22 protein-coding genes are annotated in these 24,488 nt (G+C 68.6%); 15 read left to right on the forward strand and 7 right to left on the reverse strand.

The features are described 5' to 3' along the window. Nucleotides 1-193: 193 nt before the first annotated feature. The 5 genes from H0X90_RS23770 (at nucleotide 194) to H0X90_RS23790 (ending at nucleotide 5,554) form a co-directional block, all read left to right on the forward strand. A complete protein-coding gene (locus H0X90_RS23770) occupies nucleotides 194-2,263 on the forward strand; it encodes a bifunctional 2',3'-cyclic-nucleotide 2'-phosphodiesterase/3'-nucleotidase (protein ID WP_058901841.1) in 2,070 nt (689 codons plus the stop codon). Nucleotides 2,264-2,271: 8 nt separating this feature from the next. Continuing rightward, on the forward strand, nucleotides 2,272-3,117 hold the full coding sequence (locus tag H0X90_RS23775; RefSeq protein ID WP_034201318.1) for a tetratricopeptide repeat protein: 846 nt from the start codon (nucleotides 2,272-2,274) through the stop codon (nucleotides 3,115-3,117). Nucleotides 3,118-3,396: 279 nt separating this feature from the next. Next, complete coding sequence (locus H0X90_RS23780) at nucleotides 3,397-4,317, forward strand: biotin--[acetyl-CoA-carboxylase] ligase (protein ID WP_006482094.1); 921 nt, start codon at nucleotides 3,397-3,399, stop codon at nucleotides 4,315-4,317. Next, nucleotides 4,314-5,114 carry a type III pantothenate kinase gene (locus H0X90_RS23785; RefSeq protein ID WP_006482096.1) on the forward strand — a complete coding sequence of 267 codons (801 nt, stop codon included), beginning with the start codon at nucleotides 4,314-4,316 and terminating at the stop codon, nucleotides 5,112-5,114. Before H0X90_RS23780 ends, H0X90_RS23785 begins: the two co-directional genes overlap by 4 nt. A 197-nt stretch (nucleotides 5,115-5,311) precedes the next feature. Continuing rightward, complete coding sequence (locus tag H0X90_RS23790; RefSeq protein WP_006482093.1) at nucleotides 5,312-5,554, forward strand: hypothetical protein; 243 nt, start codon at nucleotides 5,312-5,314, stop codon at nucleotides 5,552-5,554. Between the two features lie 16 nt (nucleotides 5,555-5,570). Here H0X90_RS23790 and rfaE2 read toward each other — a convergent pair whose 3' ends face one another. The 6 genes from rfaE2 to H0X90_RS23820 all read right to left on the reverse strand — a co-directional run bounded on the left by rfaE2 (nucleotide 5,571) and on the right by H0X90_RS23820 (nucleotide 11,590). Next, nucleotides 5,571-6,056 (reverse strand): D-glycero-beta-D-manno-heptose 1-phosphate adenylyltransferase, encoded by a 486-nt coding sequence (gene rfaE2 / locus H0X90_RS23795; protein WP_006497810.1) that lies wholly within the window; start codon nucleotides 6,054-6,056, stop codon nucleotides 5,571-5,573. 161 nt (nucleotides 6,057-6,217) lie between these two features. Then, nucleotides 6,218-7,096, reverse strand: a complete 879-nt coding sequence (locus tag H0X90_RS23800; RefSeq protein WP_011353352.1) for a diiron oxygenase — start codon at nucleotides 7,094-7,096, stop codon at nucleotides 6,218-6,220. Nucleotides 7,097-7,561: 465 nt separating this feature from the next. Beyond that, complete coding sequence (locus tag H0X90_RS23805; protein ID WP_006482098.1) at nucleotides 7,562-8,788, reverse strand: patatin-like phospholipase family protein; 1,227 nt, start codon at nucleotides 8,786-8,788, stop codon at nucleotides 7,562-7,564. Between the two features lie 24 nt (nucleotides 8,789-8,812). Beyond that, nucleotides 8,813-9,556: a PhaM family polyhydroxyalkanoate granule multifunctional regulatory protein gene (locus H0X90_RS23810; RefSeq protein WP_034201316.1), complete on the reverse strand. Its 744-nt coding sequence runs from the start codon at nucleotides 9,554-9,556 to the stop codon at nucleotides 8,813-8,815. Between the two features lie 81 nt (nucleotides 9,557-9,637). Next, a complete protein-coding gene (locus tag H0X90_RS23815) occupies nucleotides 9,638-10,465 on the reverse strand; it encodes an enoyl-CoA hydratase/isomerase family protein (protein ID WP_006495425.1) in 828 nt (275 codons plus the stop codon). A 132-nt stretch (nucleotides 10,466-10,597) separates the two neighbouring features. Then, on the reverse strand, nucleotides 10,598-11,590 hold the full coding sequence (locus tag H0X90_RS23820) for a fumarylacetoacetate hydrolase family protein (protein WP_006495426.1): 993 nt from the start codon (nucleotides 11,588-11,590) through the stop codon (nucleotides 10,598-10,600). A gap of 128 nt (nucleotides 11,591-11,718) precedes the next feature. Here H0X90_RS23820 and H0X90_RS23825 point away from each other — a divergent pair, with 128 nt between their 5' ends. The 6 genes from H0X90_RS23825 to H0X90_RS23850 all read left to right on the forward strand — a co-directional run bounded on the left by H0X90_RS23825 (nucleotide 11,719) and on the right by H0X90_RS23850 (nucleotide 19,266). After that, entirely contained in the window at nucleotides 11,719-12,585 is an 867-nt protein-coding gene (locus tag H0X90_RS23825; RefSeq protein ID WP_077190364.1) for an IclR family transcriptional regulator, read from the forward strand. A gap of 113 nt (nucleotides 12,586-12,698) precedes the next feature. Then, nucleotides 12,699-13,946, forward strand: a complete 1,248-nt coding sequence (locus tag H0X90_RS23830) for a DUF3108 domain-containing protein (RefSeq protein WP_077190366.1) — start codon at nucleotides 12,699-12,701, stop codon at nucleotides 13,944-13,946. A gap of 265 nt (nucleotides 13,947-14,211) precedes the next feature. Next, nucleotides 14,212-14,469, forward strand: a complete 258-nt coding sequence (locus tag H0X90_RS23835; RefSeq protein WP_006477667.1) for a DUF3567 domain-containing protein — start codon at nucleotides 14,212-14,214, stop codon at nucleotides 14,467-14,469. A 202-nt stretch (nucleotides 14,470-14,671) separates the two neighbouring features. Further along, the gene (locus H0X90_RS23840; RefSeq protein WP_077190367.1) at nucleotides 14,672-15,739 is read left to right on the forward strand and encodes a homocysteine S-methyltransferase family protein; all 1,068 of its coding nucleotides are present in this window, start codon (nucleotides 14,672-14,674) and stop codon (nucleotides 15,737-15,739) included. Nucleotides 15,740-15,781: 42 nt separating this feature from the next. Then, nucleotides 15,782-18,499 carry a methionine synthase gene (gene metH / locus H0X90_RS23845; RefSeq protein WP_006495430.1) on the forward strand — a complete coding sequence of 906 codons (2,718 nt, stop codon included), beginning with the start codon at nucleotides 15,782-15,784 and terminating at the stop codon, nucleotides 18,497-18,499. Nucleotides 18,500-18,678: 179 nt separating this feature from the next. Further along, complete coding sequence (locus tag H0X90_RS23850) at nucleotides 18,679-19,266, forward strand: hypothetical protein (protein WP_077190369.1); 588 nt, start codon at nucleotides 18,679-18,681, stop codon at nucleotides 19,264-19,266. A 307-nt stretch (nucleotides 19,267-19,573) separates the two neighbouring features. Here H0X90_RS23850 and H0X90_RS23855 read toward each other — a convergent pair whose 3' ends face one another. Then, nucleotides 19,574-19,897, reverse strand: a complete 324-nt coding sequence (locus H0X90_RS23855; protein WP_006489103.1) for a DUF1840 domain-containing protein — start codon at nucleotides 19,895-19,897, stop codon at nucleotides 19,574-19,576. Between the two features lie 200 nt (nucleotides 19,898-20,097). Here H0X90_RS23855 and argS point away from each other — a divergent pair, with 200 nt between their 5' ends. The 4 genes from argS to H0X90_RS23875 all read left to right on the forward strand — a co-directional run bounded on the left by argS (nucleotide 20,098) and on the right by H0X90_RS23875 (nucleotide 24,379). Continuing rightward, a complete protein-coding gene (gene argS, locus H0X90_RS23860; protein ID WP_077190370.1) occupies nucleotides 20,098-21,879 on the forward strand; it encodes an arginine--tRNA ligase in 1,782 nt (593 codons plus the stop codon). Nucleotides 21,880-21,986: 107 nt separating this feature from the next. Continuing rightward, nucleotides 21,987-22,877: an SPOR domain-containing protein gene (locus tag H0X90_RS23865; protein ID WP_034201311.1), complete on the forward strand. Its 891-nt coding sequence runs from the start codon at nucleotides 21,987-21,989 to the stop codon at nucleotides 22,875-22,877. Between the two features lie 70 nt (nucleotides 22,878-22,947). After that, the gene (locus tag H0X90_RS23870; protein WP_034201310.1) at nucleotides 22,948-23,586 is read left to right on the forward strand and encodes a thiol:disulfide interchange protein DsbA/DsbL; all 639 of its coding nucleotides are present in this window, start codon (nucleotides 22,948-22,950) and stop codon (nucleotides 23,584-23,586) included. 19 nt (nucleotides 23,587-23,605) lie between these two features. Then, nucleotides 23,606-24,379 carry an SDR family oxidoreductase gene (locus tag H0X90_RS23875; RefSeq protein ID WP_077190372.1) on the forward strand — a complete coding sequence of 258 codons (774 nt, stop codon included), beginning with the start codon at nucleotides 23,606-23,608 and terminating at the stop codon, nucleotides 24,377-24,379. Nucleotides 24,380-24,488 lie beyond the last annotated feature (109 nt).

The raw sequence follows: 24,488 nt of genomic DNA on the forward strand, positions 1-24,488 counted from the left end.
GCCGGGCCGGGGCGCCGGCCGATCAGCCCGAAGCCGCCACGAGCCTGCCCGCCGCCGGCATCGCGACCTTTCATTGTTCCGTCACGTTTCCTTTCGATACTCTCACGCGCCGCACATCAGGCCGTCGGCGCGCCGCGCCGCCATTCGTGCGTATCTCGCGTTTCATAAAACAGAACACCGAACAGGACAACCGATGCGTCTCCCCCCGCTTTCCCGCCGCCACGTACCGGCCGCCGCCGCGCTCGCCAGCCTCGCCTTCGTCCTCGCCGGCTGCGGCGGCGACGACGTCACCGCCACGCCGCCGTCGCAGCCCGAGGCCCAGGCGCCCGTCGGCACGACGGCCACGCTCGCGCTGCTCGAGACGACCGACCTGCACACCAACGTGCTGTCGTACGACTATTTCAAGCTCGCCGCCGACAATTCGCTCGGCTTCGAGCGCGTGTCGACGCTGATCGCGCAGGCGCGCAAGCAGTACCCGAACACGCTGCTGCTCGACAACGGCGACACGATCCAGGGCACCGCGCTGTCGGACTACCAGGCGCTCGTGAAGCCGGTCGGCTGCGACCAGACGCTCGCGATCTACAAGGTGATGAACGCCGCGAAATTCGACGGCGGCGGGATCGGCAACCACGAGTTCAACTACGGGCTGCCGTACCTGTCGCAGGTGACCGGCAACACCTTCGAGGTCGACGGGCTGCCCGCGCCCGCCCAGCAGAAGAAGTGCGCGGGCCCGAACTTCCCGCAGGTGCTCGCGAACGTGATCAGCGCGAAGACCAACGCGCCGCTGTTCACGCCGTACACGATCCTGACGCGCACGGTGACGGCCACGACGCCGGACGGCAAGACGGTCAGCGCGCCCGTGAAGATCGGCATCATCGGCTTCACGCCGCCCGCGATCATGAACTGGGACAAGCGCTGGCTCGACGGCAAGGTCTATACGACCGGGCTGAAGGAAGCGGCCGAGAAGTACATCCCGGAAATGCGCGCGAAGGGCGCCGATCTCGTCGTCGCGATCTCGCACGGCGGCCTCGACAATTCCGCGTATTCGCCGACGATGGAAAACGGCAGCTGGTGGCTGTCGAAGGTGTCCGGCATCGACGCGATGCTGATCGGCCACTCGCACCAGGTGTTCCCGGACGCGAACAGCACCGTGTCGCAGTTCAACCTGCCGGGCGTCGACAAGGTCAAGGGCACCGTCAACGGCGTGCCGACCGTGATGGCCAACTACTGGGGCAAGCATCTCGGCGTGATCAAGCTCGGCCTGAAGTTCGACGGCAAGACGTGGATCGTCGACAAGTCGCAGACGACCGTCGAGGCACGGCCGATCCAGAACGCCGACAAGAGCTACGTCGCGGCCGACCCGTCGGTGTCCGCCGCGATCGCGGCCGAGCACCAGGCGACGATCGACTACGTGAAGACGCCGATCGGCTCGACCGACTACCGGATGAACTCGTACTTCGCGGACGTCGGCGATCCGGGCGCGATCCAGATCGTCAACGAGGCGCAGGCCGACTACGTGAAGACCTACGTGCAGGCGAACCTGCCGCAATACGCGTCGCTGCCGGTGCTGTCGGTCAGCGCGCCGTTCAAGAGCGGCTTCGGCGGCGGTACCGACTACACCGACGTCGCGCCGGGCGCGCTCGCGATCAACAACGCGGCCGACCTGTACCTGTATCCGAACACCGTGTACGCGGTGAAGGTGAGCGGCGCCGACGTGAAGAACTGGCTGGAGACGGCCGCCAAGCGCTTCAACCGGATCGACCCGACCAAGGCGACCGTGCAGCCGCTCGTCAGCACCTTCCCCGGCTACAACTTCGACATGTTCACGTCGGCCGACCTCGCGTATGAAATCGACGTCACGCAGCCGGTCGGCAGCCGGATCAGGAACCTGACGTACAAGGGCGCGCCGATCGACCCGAACGCGCAGTTCATCGTCGCGACCAACAACTACCGCGCGAGCGGCGGCGGCAATTTCCCGGGCCTCGACGGCAGCAAGACGATCTTCGCGTCGCCCGATGCGAACCGCGACGTGCTGATCGCGTTCATCAAGAAGCGCGGCGCGATCACGCGTGCGGCCGACGGCGCGCAACGCAGCTGGCGCTTCACGAAACTCGCGAGCTCGGTCGCGCACGTGCAGTTCGCGTCCGCGCCGAACCGCCTCGGCGATGCGGCGGCGGCCGGCCTGACCGGCATCACGCAGGTCGCGGCCGACGACGGCTCGGGCAAGAACCTCGCGACCTACGAGATCGACCTCACGCAATGAGACACGCGATGCAACCGATCCGGACGATGCGGCCCGCCGAAACCGGCTTCGCCGCCGCCGCGCGGCGCGTGCTGCGCGCGAAACTCCCGCCCGCCGCGCTGCTCGCGGCGGCGGCCGTGACCGTCGCGGCCGTCGTCACGATGACCGGCCTGCGCGGCGCCGGCCCCGCGCCGAGCGCCGCGCAGCTCGACGAATGGCAGGCGATGGTCACGCAGGCGAACGAGCCGCATGCGCTGGCCCAGTTGCGCACGCTCGCGCGCCGCGGCTCGGGCGCCGCGCAGGCGGCGCTCGGCATCGCGCTCGTCGATGCGCACGAGCCGGAGCTGCGCGATGAGGGGCGCGGCTGGCTGGAAACCGCCGCGGCGGCCGCCGGCAAGGCCGACGCGCCGGCTGCGCGGCGCGCGCAGCTCGCGCTCGGCAAGGCGTTGCTGCTCGGCAGCGGCGACCTCCCGAAAGACTATGCACGCGCCCGCGCGCTGCTCGGCGCAGCCGCCGAACAGGGCGACCCGGCCGCCGCGTATTACCTCGGGCTGATCTACCGCAGCGGCTACGGCATCGCGGCCGACCCGGTGCAGGCCGCGCACTGGTTCGACATCGCGTCGCGCGCGGACATCCCGGCCGCCGACTTCATGCTCGCGAACGCGTACCGCGACGGCAGCGGCGTGCCGCGCGACGAAGCGCGCGCGCTCGCGCTGTATCGCCGGGCCGCCGAACACGAGTTGCCCGAAGCCGTGCAGACGCTTGCGATGGCTTATCGCAACGGCGAACTCGGGCTTCGGCCCGACGCGGACGAGTTCCACGCGCAGTGGATCGAGACCGCGCATGCGCTGAAGCACCCGGTCGTCGCGCCGTGATGGCCGTTCGGCCAGGGGACGCGCGAGCGTGACCTGGCCGAACGGTGGTTGCTTCGCATGCGTCGGCCGCGCGGCGTCGGCGGCGCACCGATCCTCGTTTCGACCCGCCAAGGCCCGGCGCTGAAGGGCAAGACGCTGCTCGCGTGCGAGATGACGTCGGAAGCGGGCATCGAGGCGCTGGAGCGGATAGCGATGCCGCGCCAAGCCCGCCGTGTCGTCCCGCAGGTTGCGTGCGCCGTCCGGCGCGCGCCAACGCCCCCTGTCGCTACAATAGGCGCCATGAACGCCCCCACCTCCTCCGACACGCCCGAATCCGGCGACGCGCACATCGCGCGCAACCGGCTCGAGGCGCACCTGGACGCCACGCCGCGCGCGTGGCCGCTCGACATCGTCGCCGCCACCGGCTCGACCAACGCCGACGTCGCGACCCGGCTCAAGGCGCTGCCGCGCACCGCGAGCGCGTTGCCCGCGCCGCTCGTGCGCGTCGCGTTCGAGCAGACGGCCGGCCGCGGCCGGCAGGGCCGCCCGTGGTTCGCGCAGCCCGGCAATGCGCTGCTGTGCTCGGTCGGCTGCATCGTGCCGCGCGCCATCGATGCGCTCGGCGGCCTCAGCATCGCGATCGGCGTCGCGCTCGCCGAAGGGCTGGCCACGCTGCCGCTCGACGCCCGCATGCGGGTCGCGCTCAAATGGCCGAACGACCTGCTGCTGACGACCGACGACGACGGCACGCCGCGTATCGTCGGCAAGCTCGCCGGGATCCTGATCGAAACCGTCTGGACCACTGCCGACGCCACCGCGGTCGTGATCGGCTTCGGCATCAACGTGCGCGGCGCGGAAGCCGTGGCCGCGCAGGTCGACGCGCTGCGCGCGCGCGAAGCGACGCTCGCGAGCGGGCTGCCGCCCGCCGCGCTGTCGATCGCGTGCGCGTCGGCGAACCTCACCGATACGCTCGCCGCGTCGCTGAACGCGCTCACGCCCGCGCTCGCACAGTTCGGCACCGACGGCCTCGCGCCGTTCCTGCCGCGCTGGCACGCGCTGCACGCGTACGCCGGCCGCGAAGTCGTGCTGCTCGAACAGGGCGTCGAACGGGCGCGCGGCATCGCGACGGGCATCGACGCGACCGGCCAGTTGCTGCTCGACACGCCGAACGGCGTACAGACGATCGCGGCCGGCGACGTGTCGCTGCGCGAAGCGCAATGAGCGAACCGCACCTGCTGATCGACGCCGGCAACAGCCGGATCAAGTGGGCGCTCGCCGACGCGCGGCGCACGCTCGTCGACACGGGCGCGTTCGGCCACACGCGCGACGGCGGCGCCGATCCCGATTGGTCGCGCCTGCCGCGGCCGCGCGGCGCATGGATCTCGAACGTCGCGGGCGCCGACGTGGCCGCGCGGATCGATGCGCTGCTCGACGCGCGCTGGCCGGGCCTGCCGCGCACGACGATCCGCTCGCGGCCCGCGCAATGCGGCGTGACGAACGGCTATACGACACCCGAGCAGCTCGGCAGCGACCGGTGGGCCGGCCTGATCGGCGCGCACGCGGCGTTTCCGGGCGAGCATCTGCTGATCGCGACGTTCGGCACCGCGACGACGCTCGAGGCACTGCGCGCGGACGGCTGCTTCACGGGCGGACTGATCGCGCCGGGCTGGGCGCTGATGATGCGCGCGCTCGGCACGCACACCGCGCAGTTGCCGACGCTGACCACCGACATCGCCAGCGGCCTGCTCGCGGGCGCGCAGGCCGAACCGTTCCAGGTCGATACGCCGCGCTCGCTGTCGGCCGGGTGCCTGTACGCGCAAGCCGGTCTGATCGAACGCGCGTGGCGCGATCTCGTCGCGGCGTGGCAGGCGCCCGTGCGGCTCGTGCTGGCAGGCGGCGCGGCGGACGACGTCGCGCGTGCGCTGACGATCGCGCATACCCGGCACGACACGCTGATCCTGTCCGGGCTCGCGCTGATCGCCGCGGACGCGGCCGACCCGGCAACGGCGCCGGATTGATGCAAAGGCGCCGGCATCGCGCCGGCGCGTGACGACGCAAGCCCAAACGGGCCGGCTTCACGCCGACGATGCCATCCGCGCGGTGCCGCGCCAGCGGCCCGCACGGACGATCCACGGAAGCCATGAAAAAAGCCGGCCCTGCGGCCGGCTCGACTGAACGACGTGAACCACGTCAATGACGACAAGGAGTTTCGACGATGCTGCGCTGGCTGATCGCTGTTCTCTTTCTCGCCAACATGCTCGCGTTCGTGGTGGCGCGCGGCGTGTTCGGGCCGCTGCCGGCGGCCGGCCCGCGCGAACCCGGCGTGCTGTCGCGGCAGGTACGGCCCGACGCGCTGCATGTGACGCCGCTCCTGCGGGCGACCGATCAGCCCGTCGTCGGCGGCCCGATCGCGGCGCCAGCCGTCACGACCGCACCGCTCGCGGCGTCCGCCCCGTGACGACGCCGCGTCGCGCTCAGGGCTGTTGCGCGCGCACCTTCTTCAGCAACGCGGTGGTCGAGCGATCGTGCTCGAACGGGATCGCCAGCGCACGGCCGCCCCAGCCGCGCACGAGCGCCGATTCCGGCAGCGCATCCATGTCGTAATCGCCGCCCTTCACGAGGATGTCCGGACGGACGGCCTCGATCAGCGACACCGGCGTCTTTTCCGCGAACGTCACGACCCAGTCGACGCTTTCCAGCGCCGCCAGCAATGCCGCGCGATCCTCTTCGCGGTTGATCGGCCGGTCGTCGCCCTTGCCGAGCATGCGCACCGACGCATCGCTGTTCACGCCGACGATCAGACAGGCGCCGAGCGCTTTCGCATCGGCGAGATACGTGACGTGGCCACGGTGCAGGATGTCGAATACGCCGTTGGTGAACACGACGGGCGACGGCAGCGACGCGCGCAGCGCGACGAGGGCATCACGGGTGATCAGCTTGCGTTCGAAAGTGGCGGACATGATGAAGAGCGGACGGAATGGACAACGGCTCGCGCGACGGCGGCACCCGATAAAAAGCCCGCCGGACCGGCCGGGCGGGCTTCATGCGATGAACGCGACACGGTGCCGCGCGCCGGGCGCGAATCGGGTACGACTCGCGCCGACGGCGGCCCCTGCCGGCCTCAGGCCGGCTGCGCGGCCGACGACGGGCCGCTTTCTGCCTGCAGGCGGCCGGTGACTTCCTTGCGGTAGCGGTTCAATTCCTGCGCGGTCGCGAACGTGCGCTCGAACAGGATCGACAGGTTGTGCAGGATCCGCTCGACGACCTTCTTCTCCCACTCGCCGTCGAACCGGATCTGCTCGTCGAGCCAGCGCTCGAGCCATTCCGGATCCGGCAGACGCGACTGCACGGTGTCGCGCGGGAACAGCGCCTGGTTCACGTGCAGGTTGGTCGGGTGCAGCGGCTTCTCGGTGCGGCGCGCCGACGCCATCAGCACGCCGATCTTCGCGAATGCGGCACGGGCGACGTCGCCGCAGTTGTTCAACGCCTTCTTCATGTAGCGCAGGTACGCGCCGCCATGACGCGCTTCGTCGCGCGAAATCGTTTCGTAGATCTGCTTGATGACGGGCTCGGTGTGCCAGTCGGCCGCGCAGCGGTACCAGTGGTTCAGGCGGATCTCGCCGCAGAAGTGCAGCATCAGCGTCTCGAGCGGCGGCGCCGGATCGAACTGGAAGCGCACCGCGTGCAGTTCCTCTTCGGTCGGCACCATCTCGGGCTTGAAGCGGCGCAGGTATTCCATCAGCACCAGCGAATGCTTCTGCTCCTCGAAGAACCACACGCTCATGAACGCGGAAAAGTCGCTGTCGTGCTGGTTGTCGCGCAGGAACATTTCCGTCGCGGGCAGCGCCGACCATTCGGTGATCGCGTTCATCTTGATCGTCTTCGCCTGCTCGTCGGTGAGCAGCGAAGCGTCGAACTTGTCCCACGGAATGTCCTTCTCCATGTCCCAACGGACAGCTTCGAGCGACCTGTAAAGTTCCGGATAAAGCATGGTGTTCATGATGGTCCCACCCCTGTTCTGCGCAATGCGACTTCTCTAAACGTGACTGTTGCCGCGCAAGCACGCCACGCGCGCTTTTTGCAGCCAAGACTCTAATTTTACGCGGGAAACCGGCCCGCCGGACGCTGATTCCTCGTCCGGCTGCCTGGCGGCCGCGTTGCCGCCGTTGGGCATGCCGCAACCCCGCTCCGTTCGGACGGAGCCGGCCGCGCTTGCCTGAGTGGGGGCCGGCGCTGGCCGGCTCAGTGGCGCGCCCGTCCCCTGCCCCAGGCGGGTCCCCGAAAGGTCCCGTGCGGATGCCGGATCGGCGGGCTGCTCGATATGGTGTATACGGCGGCGGCCATGATAGCACGCGTGCATGACGGTTCCGAGACGCTCGCCCCGTCGCGTGCCGCCAGCCACGGTGCGGCGATCGGTCGCGGCCGACCGTCGCGAAAACGCAACCTTACATTGCGCCTGCGCGTGTCAGACCCGTATTTCGCCGGTCGCGAGACCGTCTTCCGGCGGCGTGCCGGCCGCCGGCGCACTGCTGCCGTCGGCCTGCGCGATCCAGCCGGCGAGCGTCTCGCGCTGCGCCCGGCCGTCGCGGTAGCCGAGTTCGATCAGCTCGCGCGTGAAGGCTTCCTCGAACAGCAGATAGCTCGCGAACGACGCGCCGGCCGGCTGGCTGCCGCCGATCGCACCGAGCAGCCCGCGCATCGTCGCCGGCATCTGCTTCAGGTGTTTCGCGGCGATCAGCTCGATGCGCTCGGACGGCGCGATCGCGAGCACGTCGACGTGCCGCCAGCCGCTGTCGACCTCGACCTGGTGCGGCAGATGCTCGATCATCCGGTTGATGTGCTCGATCCGTTCGATGTCCGAGCCGATCGAGTCGAGGAACACGCTCGCGAGCACCTGCTGACCGATCTGCGCGAGCGTCGGATAACCACGGGCCCGTCCCGCGCCGTTCGCGGCCGGAATCTCGGGCCGCGGATCGGCCGCGCCGATGACGACGATCCGGTCCGCGCCGAAGTGGATCGCCGGCGACAGCGGCGCGATCTGCCGGATCGAGCCGTCGCCGAAGTACTCGATCTGCCCGTCGAGCACGAGCGGCACCGCAGGGAACACGAACGGAATGGCCGACGACGCGAGCAGGTGCGACGCCGACAGGTCGACGAGCCGCGCGGTGCGCTGCGCGCGCCGCCACGCCTGGATCGGCTGGGCGGCCTGGTAGAAGGTGAGGTGCCGGCCGCTCGAATAGCTGAGCGCGGTGATCGCGAGCGCGTGCAGCAGGCGCGCCTCGAGCATCTGCTCGATCCGGTGGAAGCTCAGCTCGCGCTGCAGCAGGTGCGCGAGCGGCGTGTTGTCGAGCAGCCCGCGCGGCGAGCGGCGCGCCGCCCAGCCGAACGTCATCGTCGCGAGCCAGCGCGCGCCGGCGGCCGCGATGCCGAGCCAGTCGGTGCGATACACGTAATCGGCGCGCAGCGGCTCCCAGAATTCGAGCAGGCGGCGCACGCCATGGGAAAAGTCGTCCGCGTGGCTCGCGATCGACGTCGCGTTGATCGCGCCGGCCGACGAGCCGCACACGATCGCGAACGGCAGCGTGTGCCGCTGCGGATCGGCCTCGCGCGCGATCTCGGCCAGCGCCTTCAGCACGCCGACCTGGTATGCGGCGCGCGCGCCGCCTCCCATCAGAACGAGCGCGAGTCGCATGATCGACCTGCTACCTGCGCCGCATCACGTCGAGCGCTTCGGCGGACGCGTTTCGGGCGACGAAGCGGCCGCCGCGCGCGCCGCGGCCGAACCGGACGGCTTCGCGCGCTTCGCGGCGGGCTTGCGCGGCGCGGCAGCGACCCCGGCCGGCTTCGCGGCCGGCTCCGGCGCGGCGGCGTCCGGCGGCGCGGCGCCCGGCGCGGCAGGCTGCATGCCCGGCTGCGCCATCGCGAGGCTCGCGAGCTGATTGAATTGCGTCTGCAGCAGGTTCCACCAGCCGGCCGGATCGAACGGCTGCTGCGCGGGGTCGCCCGCCGGCGCATCCCCCGCGGACGCCGCGGCATCGGGCGCGGGCTCGCCCGCCGACGCGGGCTTCGCGGCCTGGGCGGCGGCCACGGCCGCTTCCTCGGCCGCCGACATCGAGCTTTGCGCGAACGCGCCGAACGCACGCAGCGTCGCGAGCGTCGCGCGCTGCACCTCGAGCGCCTGGATCGCGGACTGCAGCATCCCGAGATTGAGCTTCAGCCATTGCTCGACCGCGCGCAGATCGGTGATCCGCTTGTCGAGCTCCTCGACGTTCGTGAGCGGCGACATCATGTCGGACATGCTCGACAGCGACGGCGGCAGCCCGTGCGTGGCGCCCGGAAACGGCGCCATCCCGCCGAACGGCGACATCCGGATCATGTCCCACATCCGGTCCATCATGTCGGCGGGCTGGAACCCGGCAAAGCCGGCGAAAGGGTTGGCGCCGGAGGCATCGGTCGTCATACGGGCATCCTGGTTGACTGGGGGAGCGAGGCGGCCGCCGTGCGTCGCGCAGCCGCGCGTGATTCGATCATAGCGCGCACGTCAGAACGGCGCGTCGCCGGGGAACGCGGGCGGGCGCCGCTCGCGCAGCGAACGGATGCCCTCCTGCACGTCGGGCCCCGAAAAACCCATGAATTCGAGCGCGAGCGACGTATCGAAGGTCGGGCCGGCCGTGCGCAGCCAGTTGTTCAGCGCGTACTTGGTCCAGCGGATCGCCGACTGCGAACCGTGCGCGAGCCGCTCGGCCACTTCGTATGCCTTCGGCAGCAGGTCGGCCGGCTCGACCGCGAGCGACACCAGGCCGATCCGCTCGGCCTCCTCGCCGCTCACGGGCTCGCACAGCATCAGGTAGTACTTCGCCTTCGCCATCCCGCACAAGAGCGGCCACACGATCGCCGCGTGGTCGCCGGCCGCGACGCCGAGCCGCGTGTGGCCGTCGATGATGCGCGCATCCTTCGCGGCGATCGAGATGTCGGCGAGCAGCCCGGCGACGAGCCCCGCGCCGACGGCCGGGCCATGCATCGCCGACACGATCGGCTTGCTGCAATTGATCACGTTGTAGACGAGGTCGCGCGCCTCGCGCCACACGCGGGCGCGCACGTCGAAATCGTTCGCCATGTCCTCGACGAGCGCGAGATCGCCGCCCGCCGAAAAGCCCTTGCCTTCGCCGCGGATCACCGCGACGCGCGTGTCGGGATCGCGATCGACGTCGCGCCAGATGTCGGCGAGCTCGCGATGCATGCGCGCGTTCGCGGTCGCGAGGCCGCTGCGGTTCGCGCCCTCGCCGCTCATCACGATGTCGAGCACGCCATGGTCGCGGCGCGTCACCTTCAGTGCTTCGTAACCGCCGTACGCGGCAAGATCGGCCATCTGCTGCTCCTTGTGCGAGGCGCTCGAACGCCTGAATCGAGTGTAGCCAAGCCCGCGCGGTCAAACATCGGGCGAAACCCGGCGCGCGGGCCGAAGCCGGGTTTCGCCGCTGCGTTGCTTGCCCCGCGCCGCTTACGCCGCGCCGTCGGGCGGCGCGACCGACTGCTCGATCGCGCCGAAGATCGACTTGCCGGCCGCGTCGAACATCTCGATGCGCACGGTGTCGCCGTAGCGCATGAATTCGGTCTGCGGCGCGCCGTGCTCGATCGTCTCGAGGCAGCGCTTCTCGGCGATGCAGCAGTAGCCGCGCTTCGCGTCCTTGTTCGAGACCGTACCGGAGCCGACGATCGAGCCGGCACGCAGGTTGCGCGTCTTCGCCGCGTGCGCGATCAACTGGCCGAAGTGGAACACCATGTCGGTGCCCGCATCGGGCTGGCCGACCTTCTTGCCGTTCCAGTGGACGATCATCGGGCGGTGCACGCGGCCTTCGCGCCACGCGTCGCCGAGCTCGTCGGGCGTGACGGCGACCGGCGCGAACACGGTGGCCGGCTTGCTCTGGAAGAAGCCGAAACCCTTCGCGAGTTCGGCCGGAATCAGGTTGCGCAGCGACACGTCGTTCACGAGCGTGACGAGCCGCACGGCCTTCAGCGCGTCGTCGGGCGACGCGCTCATCGGCACGTCGCCGGTGATCACCGCGACTTCCGCCTCGAAATCGATGCCCCATTCCTCGGACGGGCACACGACGTCGTCGCGCGCGCCCAGGAAATCGTCGCTGCCGCCCTGGTACATCAGCGGATCGGTCCAGAACTCGGGCGGCATCTCCGCGCCGCGCGCACGGCGCACGAGCTCGACGTGATTCACGTACGCGGAGCCGTCGGCCCACTGGAACGCGCGCGGCAGCGGCGCCATGCAGTTGGCCGGGTCGAACGCGAACGCGTTGCGCGCGCGGCCGTGGTTCAGCGCGTCGTACAGGTCGCGCAGTTGCGGCGCGTAGAACGCCCAGTCGTCGAGGACGCGCTGCAGCGTCGGCGCGATCGCATCGGCAATCGCCGCGGTGTGCAGGTCGCGCGACACGACGATCAGCTGGCCGTCGCGCGTGCCGTCCTTCAGCGAAGCAAGTTTCATAGGGGGATCTGCCGTTGTAGTGACGATGGAGGGAATCTATTTTACGATGGTGAATCCCTGCGGCGCGCCGCGATCGCGCACGCCGTTTTCGCCCCGTTTCCTGTCGCCTTTTCGCGCACCCGCTGCCCATGCCCGCCAGCCCGCTTCCCGACGACGATCTCGCCGACTCCGATACCGACGACGCCGCCTCCGGCGAAGCCGGCGAGAAGGTCCGCTCCGGCATCCAGTCGATCGAGGTCGGCTTCCGCCTGCTCGACGTGCTGACGAGCGAGCCGCGCGCGATGATGCTGCGCGATCTCGCGCAGCGCGCGGGCATGAGCCCGGCGAAGGCGCATCGCTATCTGGTCAGCTTCTCGCGGCTCGGCGTCGTGTCGCAGGACCCGGTCTCGGGCCGCTACGAGCTGGGCGGCTTCGCGCTGCAGATGGGGCTCGCGCGGCTCGCGCGCGTCGACGGCGTGAAGCTCGCGCGGATCGCGCTCACCGAATTCCGCGACCGCCTCGACCAGACGGTCGGTATCGCGGTGTGGGGCAACCAGGGGCCGACGATCGTGCACTGGATGGAATCGAGCCATCCGGCGAAGGCGTCGCTGAAGCTCGGCGACGTGATGCCGCTGCTCGGCTCCGCGACGGGCCTGCTGTTCGCCGCATACCTGCCGCGCAGCAAGACCGCCGCGATGCTGGAGCGCGAACTCGCCGATACGCGCCGCTCGCCGCACCACGGCGGCCCGCGCACGCTCGACGAAGTCGAGACGGTGCTCGCCGACGTGCGCCAGCACCAGGCCGCGCGCGTCGAAGGGATGCTGCTGCCGACGATCCATGCGTTCTGCATGCCGGTGTTCGACGCGGTCGGCGAACTCGCGCTCGCGATCGTCGCGCTCGGCCAGGAAGGCTCGTTCGACATCGCATGGGGCGGCGAGATCGACACCGCGCTGCGCGCCTGCGCGCAGAAACTGTCTTACGAACTCGGCTATAGTCCCGACGCACGCGACGCCTGACGCATCCGGTTCACGCCACGTCACGCATCGCGAACGCGCGGCGCATCCGACGGTCCGATTCCTGTGGCGCGCGCCGCGCCCGACGTCACGCCAGCGCCCCCGACCCTGTTCCGATGCCCATGCAGCCTGCCGATCTTCGCCCGCGTCACGCCCTGCCCCGCCGCTGGCTGCGCGTGGGCGTCGCGCTCGTCGCCGTGCTGGTGCTGCATGCGCTCGCCGGGTTCTGGCTGATGCGCAACCGCGAATCGTTCACGCCGCCGCCGGCCACGGAGATCCCGGTGCAGATCGAGCTGCTGAAACCGCAACCGATCGAGCGTCAGCCGGCCCCGCCGGCGCCGAAACCGGTCGAACGTCCGGCCGCGCCCAAGGCCGCCCCGCCGAAATCCGCGCCGTCGCAGGAGCCGGTCCTCACGTCGACGCAGACGGCCGAGCACGGCGAACCGCCGGCGGCGGCCGCGTCCGCTGCGAGCGGCACACCGGGGGCTTCGGGCGCCTCGGCCGCGCACGCCGCGTCGGCCGCGGGCGCCAGCGCCGCGACACCCGGCCCCGCGACGAGCGGCGTGAAGTTCGCCGCGCCGCCGTCCGGCGACCTGCAGTACGACACGTTCTACAACGGCATGCAGAACATGATCGGCACGATCCACTGGCGCACCGACGGGCACACGTACGACCTGTCGGTGTCGATGCCCGTGCCGTTCGTCGGCCCGTTCACCTATCGCAGCGAAGGCCGCATCGATGCGTTCGGCGTCGCGCCCGACCGTTACGTCGAGAAGCGCGGCAAGCGGCCCGAAGACATCGCGATCTTCAACCGCGAGATCCGGCAAGTCGTGTTCACGCGCACGCCGAACAACGCGCCGCTGCCCGACGGCGTGCAGGACCGCTTCAGCATGCTGATGCAGTTGTCGGGGCTCGTGCGCGGCAATCCCGCCGCCTACAAGCCGGGCGTCACGCAGCAGTTCTTCGTGATCGACAACAACAGCGGCGAGACCTGGCCGATCACCGTGATCGGCGACGAGCAGGTGCAGACGCAGGCCGGCATCATCGCGGCGCGGCACTTCATGCGCCTGCCGCGCCGCGACGGCGACACGCGCCGCATCGACATGTGGCTCGCGCCGTCGCTCGGCTGGCTGCCCGCGCGACTCGTGCAGAGCGAGCCGAACGGGGCGCAGATCGAGCTGCTGTGGCACGGCCGCCTCGCCGCACCGAGCGTGCCTGCCGATGTCGCCCCGTCCGGCGGCGCAACGAACGCGCCTGCCGCGGCTCCGACACCCGATGCATCGCCTGCGCCGCCTGCGGAACCGGCACCATCGGCACCGCCCGCGACGATGCAACCACCGGCCTCGTCGACTGTCACACAGTGAACGCGAATGAATGCAGGCCAATCGGCAATTTCGACCGATTACAGATTTCCCGGAAATGGCCGATGACACTCTTTAACAACTATTTAACAACTATTTCAGTCCACCGGCTCACAATGAGAAACGTTTGATAGACATCGGCTTCTAACCGATACACCCCACGCAAACGGGAGAACGGGGTGTGCAGCGCAAGCCCCTTGAAACCGGCAAGGCTCGCCCCACCTAGGGGACAACAAGGCCAGATGCCACTGCGAAGAGGAGTGCCGCCATGCAAATGATCTACAACAGCCCCAACTACTGCGTCGTCGAATTTGCGCCGCAGGCCGGCCATCACCTGATGAATGCCGGCGGATACGAAATCGTCGACAAGAACGCGCAGCGCGAAATCTTCATCGACGGCGAACTTGCCGAACGATTCCGCGCGCACGTGAAGCAGCTGATCGAGGATGAACCGTCGCTCGACGAAGTCGACGAATTCCTCGGACAATTCGACAGTCTGATGATGATGCCCGTCGTGCTGCACTGACGACTCGCGGCCCGGCGCGTCACGCGGCCGGGCCATTCGCCGCGCATCGACGCGGCGCCGCGTGCACTCCGATCCTGCCCCCGTCCGGTTCGCCTGCGGGGGCTTTCATTTGACGGGCCGTCCGGCCGGCGCGGCGAGGGTCGGCGACCGCTTGACGCACCGGCTACAATGACGGTTTTCCGTCTTCGCCGGTCTTCCGCCCATGTCTGCGACTCCCCTCGCCGCTTCCACCCCGCTCGACGCGCGCTACACGCGCGGCGCCGCCCTGCCCGCGCTGCTGAAATCGCGCATCCTGATCCTCGACGGCGCGATGGGCACGATGATCCAGCGCTACAAGCTCGACGAAGCCGCGTATCGCGGCGAGCGCTTCAAGGATTTCCCGCGCGACGTCAAGGGCAACAACGAGCTGCTGTCGCTCACGCAGCCGCAGATCATCCGCGAGATCCACGATCAGTACTTCGCGGCCGGCGCCGACATCGTCGAAACCAACACGTTCGGCGCGACGACCGTCGCGCAGGCCGACTACGGGATGGAAGATCTCGTCGTCGAGATGAACGTCGCATCGGCGAAGCTCGCGCGCGAATCGGCCGCGAAATACGCGACGCCGGACAAGCCGCGCTTCGTCGCCGGCGCGATCGGACCGACGCCGAAGACGGCCAGCATCTCGCCGGACGTCAACGATCCGGGCGCCCGCAACGTCACGTTCGACGAGCTGCGCACGGCGTACTACCAGCAGGCGAAGGCGCTGCTCGACGGCGGCGTCGACCTGTTCCTCGTCGAGACGATCTTCGACACGCTGAACGCCAAGGCCGCGCTGTTCGCGCTCGACGAGCTGTTCGAGGACACCGGCGAGCGCCTGCCGATCATGATCTCGGGCACCGTCACCGATGCGTCGGGCCGGATCCTGTCGGGCCAGACCGTCGAGGCGTTCTGGAATTCGCTGCGCCACGCGAAGCCGCTCACGTTCGGCCTGAACTGCGCGCTCGGCGCGGCGCTGATGCGCCCGTACATCGCCGAGCTCGCGAAGCTGTGCGACACCTACGTGTCGTGCTACCCGAACGCGGGCCTGCCGAACCCGATGAGCGACACCGGTTTCGACGAAACCCCCGATGTCACGTCGGGCCTGCTGAAGGAGTTCGCGCAGGCCGGGCTCGTGAACCTCGCGGGCGGCTGCTGCGGCACGACGCCCGAGCACATCGCCGAGATCGCGAAGGCGCTCGCCGGCGTGAAGCCGCGCCGCTGGCCGAACCAGTACAGCGACAACGCCTGACCCGACCGCCCCACGTCCTTCCTCAAAAGAATTCGCACCGCCATGACCGATCACATGATGCGCCTTGCCGGCCTCGAGCCGTTCAACGTCACGCCCGGGACGCTCTTCATCAACGTCGGTGAACGCACCAACGTCACCGGCTCGAAGGCGTTCGCACGGATGATCCTCAACGGCCAGTTCGACGAGGCGCTCGCCGTCGCGCGCCAGCAGGTCGAGAACGGCGCACAGGTGATCGACGTCAACATGGACGAGGCGATGCTCGATTCGAAGGCGGCGATGGTGCGCTTCCTGAACCTGATCGCGTCGGAGCCGGACATCGCGCGCGTGCCGATCATGATCGACTCGTCGAAGTGGGACGTGATCGAAGCCGGCCTCAAGTGCGTGCAGGGCAAGGCGATCGTGAACTCGATCTCGCTGAAGGAAGGCGAGGACGCGTTCCGCCACCACGCGAACCTGATCCGCCGCTACGGCGCGGCCGCGGTCGTGATGGCGTTCGACGAGACCGGCCAGGCCGATACCTACGCGCGCAAGACCGAGATCTGCAAGCGCTCGTACGACTTCCTCGTGAACGAAGTCGGCTTCCCGCCGGAAGACATCATCTTCGACCCGAACATCTTCGCGGTCGCGACGGGCATCGAGGAGCACAACAACTACGCGGTCGACTTCATCGAGGCGACCCGCTGGATCAAGCAGAACCTGCCGCATGCGAAGGTGAGCGGCGGCGTGTCGAACGTGTCGTTCTCGTTCCGCGGCAACGACCCGGTGCGCGAGGCGATCCACACCGTGTTCCTGTATCACGCGATCCAGGCCGGGATGGACATGGGCATCGTGAACGCGGGCCAGCTCGGCGTGTACGCCGATCTCGACGCGGAGCTGCGCGAGCGCGTCGAGGACGTGATCCTGAACCGCCGCGCGGATTCGACCGATCGCCTGCTCGAGATCGCCGACAAGTTCAAGGTGGGCGGCGCGAAGAAGGAAGAGAACCTCGAGTGGCGCAACCAGCCGGTCGAGAAGCGGCTCTCGCACGCGCTGGTGCACGGCATCACGACCTTCATCGTCGAGGATACCGAAGAAGTGCGCGCGAAGATCGCCGCGGCCGGCGGCCGTCCGATCAACGTGATCGAAGGCCCGCTGATGGACGGGATGAACATCGTCGGCGACCTGTTCGGCCAGGGCAAGATGTTCCTGCCGCAGGTCGTGAAGTCGGCGCGCGTGATGAAGCAGGCGGTCGCGCACCTGATCCCGTTCATCGAGGAAGAAAAGCGGCTGCTCGCGGAAGCGGGCGGCGACGTGCGCGCGAAGGGCAAGATCGTCATCGCGACCGTGAAGGGCGACGTGCACGACATCGGCAAGAACATCGTGTCGGTCGTGCTCCAGTGCAACAACTTCGAAGTGGTCAACATGGGCGTGATGGTCCCGTGCAACGAGATCCTGGCGAAGGCGAAGGTCGAAGGCGCGGACATCATCGGGCTGTCGGGCCTCATCACGCCGAGCCTCGAGGAAATGGCGTACGTCGCGTCCGAAATGCAGCGCGACGACTACTTCCGCGTGAAGAAGATTCCGCTGCTGATCGGCGGCGCCACGACGTCGCGCGTGCACACGGCGGTGAAGATCGCGCCGCACTACGAAGGCCCGGTCGTCTACGTGCCGGATGCGTCGCGCTCGGTGTCGGTCGCGTCGAACCTGCTGTCCGACGAAGGCGCGGCGAAGTATCTCGACGAGCTGAAGTCCGACTACGAACGCATCCGCGACCAGCACGCGAACCGCAAGCAGCAGCCGATGGTCACGCTCGCCGACGCGCGCGCGAACAAGACCAAGATCGACTGGGCCGGCTACCAGCCGGTCAAGCCGAAGTTCATCGGCCGCCGCGTGTTCAGGAACTACGACCTGAACGAGCTCGCGAACTACATCGACTGGGGTCCGTTCTTCCAGACCTGGGATCTCGCGGGCCCGTATCCGGCGATCCTGAACGACGAGATCGTCGGCGAATCGGCGCGGCGCGTGTTCTCCGACGCCAAGTCGATGCTCGCGCGCCTGATCCAGGGCCGCTGGCTGACCGCGAACGGCGTGATCGCGCTGCTGCCGGCGAACACCGTCAACGACGACGACATCGAGATCTACAGCGACGAGTCGCGCTCCGAGGTGCTGCTCACGTGGCGCAACCTGCGCCAGCAGAGCGTGCGCCCGGTGGTCGACGGCGTGATGCGGCCGAACCGCTCGCTCGCCGATTTCATCGCGCCGAAGGAATCGGGTGTGGCCGACTACATCGGGATGTTCGCGGTGACGGCCGGCCTCGGCGTCGACGCGAAGGAAAAGCAGTTCGAAGCCGACCACGACGACTACAGCGCGATCATGCTGAAGGCGCTCGCCGACCGTTTCGCCGAAGCGTTCGCCGAAGCGATGCACGCGCGCGTGCGGCGCGAGCTGTGGGGCTATGCGAGCGGCGAGACGCTCGACAACGACGCGCTGATCGCCGAGAAGTACGCGGGCATCCGCCCGGCGCCCGGCTACCCGGCCTGCCCGGACCACCTCGTGAAGCGCGACATGTTCGACGTGCTGCACGCGGACGAGATCGGCATGAGCGTGACCGACTCGCTGGCGATGCTGCCGGCCGCGAGCGTGTCGGGCTTCTACCTCGCGCATCCGGACAGCCGCTACTTCTCGGTCGGCAAAATCGGGCAGGATCAGCTCGAGGACTATGCGCGGCGCATGGCGCTGTCGCTCGACGACGCACGTCGCGCGCTCGCGCCGCAACTGTAACCGCGTCGACCTACCGTTTCCATCGCCACGCGCCCCGATCCAGGGGCGCGTCGCACAACAGCTCAATTCATCAGGATACCTAATCTCAATAATCAAGATCGAAGCCGCTGTAACGCCGAGCTTTCGGGCCAACGCGCGTGGGCGACATGACGCGCCCTTCTCTCTAAATCATTCCCGCCATGTCGACCTTCGAGATCCGGATCACCGAAACGCCAGCGGACAGCGCAAGCCCGTTCCCGCCGACGATTTACCGCGGCGAGCGCTGGGATCTGGACCATCTGCGTCCATTGACCTTCGCCTTCGATCTGGAAACCGGCTTCGATGTGACGGTTCTTGTCCTGTTCTCGTGTCACTGCTTCACACGCAGCTTCAAATGGGACGGACGCAGCCGCGACACCATTCCGGACGGCGAGATCTACGACGACGGCCGCGAGACACGCGTGCTTTGCGCGGACCGGTATCGCGCGTCACGGGAGTTGTTGCGCGGCGTGATCGTGGGGCTGGCGACGCGCCGGATCGTCGTCGCGGATGAACGGCAACCCAATTTCGTCACGGTGGAGGCGGTCGCATCGGACGGCACGCAACGCGTGTATGCCGTGTTCTTCGAGGTGTCGAAGGACCGGATCAGGAAACGCCGGCTCATCCTGCGCGTACAGTCGGCCTACATGCTGGACGGCGGCCTGAACCGGCGCCAGCGGGAAGCCCGGAAAGTCGCGTTGCGCACGTTGCTGCGCGCGAGCCTGGAAGGCCGCAAGATCCGGGCGTAGAAAAACCAACGGCCGCCTTTCGGCAGCCGTCGCATGCGGGATTCTCTTTCCGTCTTTCGACGAAATACCCACTCCAGGTGGGACCCGGTTGTCCGGGCGGCGCTATGTTTTCGCACCCGCTTTCACATAGTCTTGCGTTGAATTATAAGGAATTTCATCTTTCGGTCAAGGCAAGTGCCACGCTGCCGCCCCGATTTCGCGCCCGCCTTCCGCTGAGCGCAACTTTCATCAGACAAAAGAAAAAGCCCGCTCGAAAGCGGGCTTTTTCCTGTCTGGCGAACCTTTCGATCCGCCAAGCAAGGGAAGCTCAGAAGCCCCAGTGGACGTCGGCCTGGCCGGCCTTCGCTTCGCGCAGCATCGTCAGGAACGGCGCGACGCGCTGGGCCAGGCTCGGCGGCACTTCGTGGTGCGCGTGGTCGGCTTCGTCCTCATGGAAATGGCCGGCGTGCTCGGCGCGTTCCTGCTTCGCCTGCGCGACCGCGCCTTCCAGCTTGGCGATCGCGTGGTCCAGTTCGTCGTGCGTAATCACACCGCGCTCGCCCAGCTGCTTGCCGACGAGACCCAGCACATACACGGCGAAATCCTTCAGCACGTCGAGATCCTGTGCCGCCTTGCTCTTGAACGTAATCATGACAATTCCCTTTTCATCTTGTTGTGCCTGCGCGGCGCGGTTGGGGAACGCCGGCAGACCGGCGTCCGGCCTCGCGGACGCGGGCCGCCTGAGCGGCATATTAGCACCTGTTAAAATTCTGCGATCCCTGAAACGCGCGCTTAAAAAGCGTGCCGGCGGGCCGGCGTTTCCGGCCGCCACCAACGAAGCCTTCTACCAGCATGCTGCCAGCACACAAACAGACCCTCGAAGCCCTGCTCGCGGATAGCGTCAAGCAGGTCGCACACGCGCTGAAAGGCGCCGACGCAGCATTCGTCGCCCCGGCCATCACGCTGGAGCGCCCGAAGGTCGCCGCGCACGGCGACGTCGCGTGCAACGTCGCGATGCAGCTCGCGAAGCCGCTCGGCACGAACCCGCGCCAGCTCGCCGAGCAGATCGTCGCCGCCCTCACCGCGCAGCCGGCCGCGCAAGGCCTCGTCGAAGCCGCCGAGATCGCCGGCCCCGGCTTCATCAACCTGCGCCTGTCGGCCGCCGCGAAGCAGGCCGTGATCGCCGCCGTGTTCGACCAGGGCCGCGCGTTCGGCACGTCGGATCGCGAGAAGGGCAAGCAGGTGCTGCTCGAATTCGTGTCGGCCAACCCGACCGGCCCGCTGCACGTCGGCCACGGCCGCCAGGCCGCGCTCGGCGACGTGCTCGCGAACGTGATCGCGAGCCAGGGCTACGCGGTGCACCGCGAGTTCTACTACAACGACGCGGGCGTGCAGATCGGCAACCTGGCGATCTCGACGCAGGCGCGCGCGCGCGGCCTGAAGCCGGGCGACGCGGGCTGGCCGGAAGCCGCGTACAACGGCGAGTACATCGCCGACATCGCGCGCGACTACCTGAACTGCGAAACGGTCGCCGCCTCGGACGGCGAGCCGGTCAAGGGCACGGGCGACGTCGAGGATCTCGACGCGATCCGCAAGTTCGCGGTCACCTACCTGCGTCGCGAGCAGGACATGGACCTGCAGGCGTTCGGCGTGAAATTCGACCAGTACTACCTCGAATCGTCGCTGTACAGCGAAGGTCGCGTCGAGAAGACGGTCGACGCGCTGGTCAAGGCCGGCATGACCTACGAGCAGGACGGCGCGCTGTGGCTGCGCACGACCGACGAAGGCGACGACAAGGATCGCGTGATGCGCAAGTCGGACGGCACGTACACGTACTTCGTGCCGGACGTCGCGTACCACGTGACGAAGTGGGAGCGCGGCTTCACGAAGGTGATCAACATCCAGGGTTCGGACCACCACGGCACGATCGCGCGCGTGCGCGCCGGCCTGCAGGGGCTGCACATCGGGATCCCGAAGGGCTATCCCGACTACGTGCTGCACAAGATGGTCACGGTGATGCGCGACGGCCAGGAAGTGAAGATCTCGAAACGCGCGGGCAGCTACGTGACGGTGCGCGACCTGATCGAATGGTCGGGCGGCGCGGCGGCGGGCCAGGAAGCGGCCCCCGACCTGATCGACGAGGCGACCATCACGCGCGGCCGCGACGCGGTGCGTTTCTTCCTGATCTCGCGCAAGGCCGATACCGAGTTCGTGTTCGACATCGACCTCGCGCTGAAACAGAACGACGAAAACCCGGTCTATTACGTCCAGTACGCGCATGCGCGGATCTGCTCGGTGCTCAACGAACTGAAGTCGCGCTACAACGTCGACGTCGCGCAACTGCCGGGCGCCGACCTGTCGCAACTGACGAGCGCGCAGGCGACATCGCTGATGCAGAAGCTGGCCGAGTATCCGGACATGCTCACGCACGCGGCGAACGAGCTGGCGCCGCACGCAGTCGCGTTCTACCTGCGCGATCTCGCTGGCGAATTCCACTCGTTCTACAATGCGGAGCGCGTGCTGGTCGACGACGCAGCGCCGCGCAATGCGCGCGCCGCGCTGCTCGCCGCGACCCGGCAGGTGCTCGAGAACGGCCTGGCGGTGCTCGGCGTGTCCGCACCCGCCAAGATGTAAGGATGTAAGCGCGGCCCCGAACCGGGCAGCGAATGGCCGCGGCAGCGCCCGCCGCAGGAGAGCCTGCCTCGGCCTTTTCACGATTCTTTTTGCAGGTGACTCAAGCAATGGCACAACCACGCCGAACTTCGAAGCAATCGAAACAAGCCGGAGGGACATTTCTTGGAATCGTGCTGGGCCTGATCGTCGGCCTCGCGATCGCCGTGGTGGTGGCGCTCTATATCACGCGTTCGCCGTCGCCGTTCGTATCGAAGGTCGCGCCGCCGCCGGCCGACAACGGCGCAAGCCAGCCGCAGCAGTTCGATCCGAACCGCGCGCTGCAGGGCAAGACGCCTGGCCAGCCGGTGCCGCAGGCCGCGCAGCCCGCCCCGCCGAACACGGCGCCGGGCCAGGCCGCGAACCAGACCCAGGGCGGCCTGCTGCCCGAACCGCAGATCGTCGAAGTGCCGCCGTCGGGTAACACGAACGGCGCGACCGGCTCGAGCAACACCACCGCGTCGAACACTCCGTCGTCGGGCAACGGCGTCGCCGTCGCGCCGAAGCCGGCCGACACCACGCCGCCGCCGAAGAAGACGCAACAGGCGCAGCAACAGCAGCAAGGCGGCGAGGACGACCTCGCCCGCTTCGCCGCGCAGAAGCAGGCGCAGCAGGCCGCCGCGCAAAAGCAGCAGCAACAGCAGCAGGCCGCGAACACGCCGAAGCCGACCTCGTCGGCCACGGCCGCAGCGGCAGCGAAGCCGCCGACCGCGAACGACGCGAACACCGGCTACTTCCTGCAGGTCGGCGCATACAAGACGGAAGGCGATGCCGAGCAGCAGCGCGCGCGCCTCGGCTTCCAGGGCTTCGAATCGAAGGTGTCGAAGCGCGACGTCAGCGGCGTGACCTATTTCCGCGTGCGCGTCGGCCCGTTCTCGAAGTTCGAGGATATGAACTCGGCCCGTCAGCGCCTGTCCGATGCAGGTGTCGACACGGCGGTGATCCGCTTCACGAAGCAGTAAGCCAACCGGCCGAGCCCACGCAGAACCCGCTACGTTCCGTAACCCGAGCAACTGATTCGACGTTCACAACATGAAAAAACTGCTTAGCACGCTCCTTCTGTCCCTGGGCCTGGCCGCCGGCCTCGCACAGGCTTCGCCCGCCGCACCGGCCGCCGGCAAGGACTTCGAGGTGATGAAGTCGCCGCAGCCGGTATCCGCGCCGGCCGGCAAGGTCGAGGTGATCGAGTTCTTCTGGTACGGCTGCCCGCACTGCTACGAATTCGAGCCGACGATCGAGGCCTGGGTGAAGAAGCAGGGCAACAACATCGACTTCAAGCGCGTGCCGGTCGCATTCCGTGACGATTTCGTCCCGCACTCGAAGCTGTACTACGCGGTGTCCGCGCTCGGCATCTCCGAGAAGGTCACGCCGGCGATCTTCAACGCGATCCACAAGCAGAAGAACTACCTGCTGACGCCGCAGGCGCAGGCCGACTTCCTGGCCACGCAGGGCGTCGACAAGAAGAAGTTCATGGACGCGTACAACTCGTTCAGCGTGCAGGGCGAGGTGAACCAGTCGGCCAAGCTGCTGAAGGACTACGCGATCGACGGCGTGCCGACGGTCGTCGTCCAAGGCAAGTACAAGACGGGCCCCGCTTACACGAACAGCATCCCGGGTACCGCCCAGGTGCTCGACTTCCTCGTGAAGCAGGTCCAGGACAAGAAGCTCTGATCCCCGCCCGCGCGCCGGCATGACTACTCCGCTGAAGGTCTTCATCACCGGCGCGTCGAGCGGCCTCGGCCTCGCGATGGCCGAGGAATACGCCCGCCAGGGCGCCACGCTCGCGCTCGTCGCGCGGCGCACCGATGCACTCGATGCGTTCGCGCGGCGTTTCCCGAAGCTGTCCATCTCCGTCTATTCCGCCGACGTGCGCGACGCCGATGCGCTCGCGACGGCCGCCGCGTCGTTCATCGCGAGGCACGGCTGCCCGGACGTCGTGATCGCGAACGCAGGCATCAGCCAGGGCGCCGTCACGGGCCAGGGCGATCTCGCGGCGTTCCGCGACGTGATGGACATCAACTACTACGGGATGGTCGCGACGTTCGAGCCGTTCGTCGGCCCGATGACGGCCGCGCGCCACGGCACGCTGGTCGGCGTCGCGAGCGTCGCCGGCGTGCGCGGGCTGCCCGGCTCCGGCGCGTACAGCGCGTCGAAGTCGGCCGCGATCAAGTATCTCGAAGCGCTGCGCGTCGAGCTGCGTCCGGCCGGCGTCGGCGTCGTGACGATCGCGCCCGGCTACATTCGCACGCCGATGACCGCGCACAACCCGTACCGGATGCCGTTCCTGATGGACGCCGACCGCTTCGCCGCACGGGCGGCGCAGGCGATCGCCCGGCAGCACGCGTTCCGCGTGATTCCGTGGCAGATGGGCGTCGTCGCGAAGGTGCTGCACGTGCTGCCGCGCTGGCTGTACGACCGCCTGTTCGAAAAGGCGCCGCGCAAGCCGAAGGCCGGCGCGCACTGACGATCCGCCGACGCGGCCCGCGCGACGCGCGCCGGGCCGTATCGCTGCGCCGGAGCGTCGACGCGCCGGTTTTGCGACACCTGCCGCGGCACCTTCGCCGCACCCCGCC

It is taken from the genome of Burkholderia sp. 9775_39 (assembly GCF_015712225.1).
In the GTDB taxonomy this organism is placed as follows: Bacteria; Pseudomonadota; Gammaproteobacteria; order Burkholderiales; family Burkholderiaceae; genus Burkholderia; species Burkholderia cenocepacia.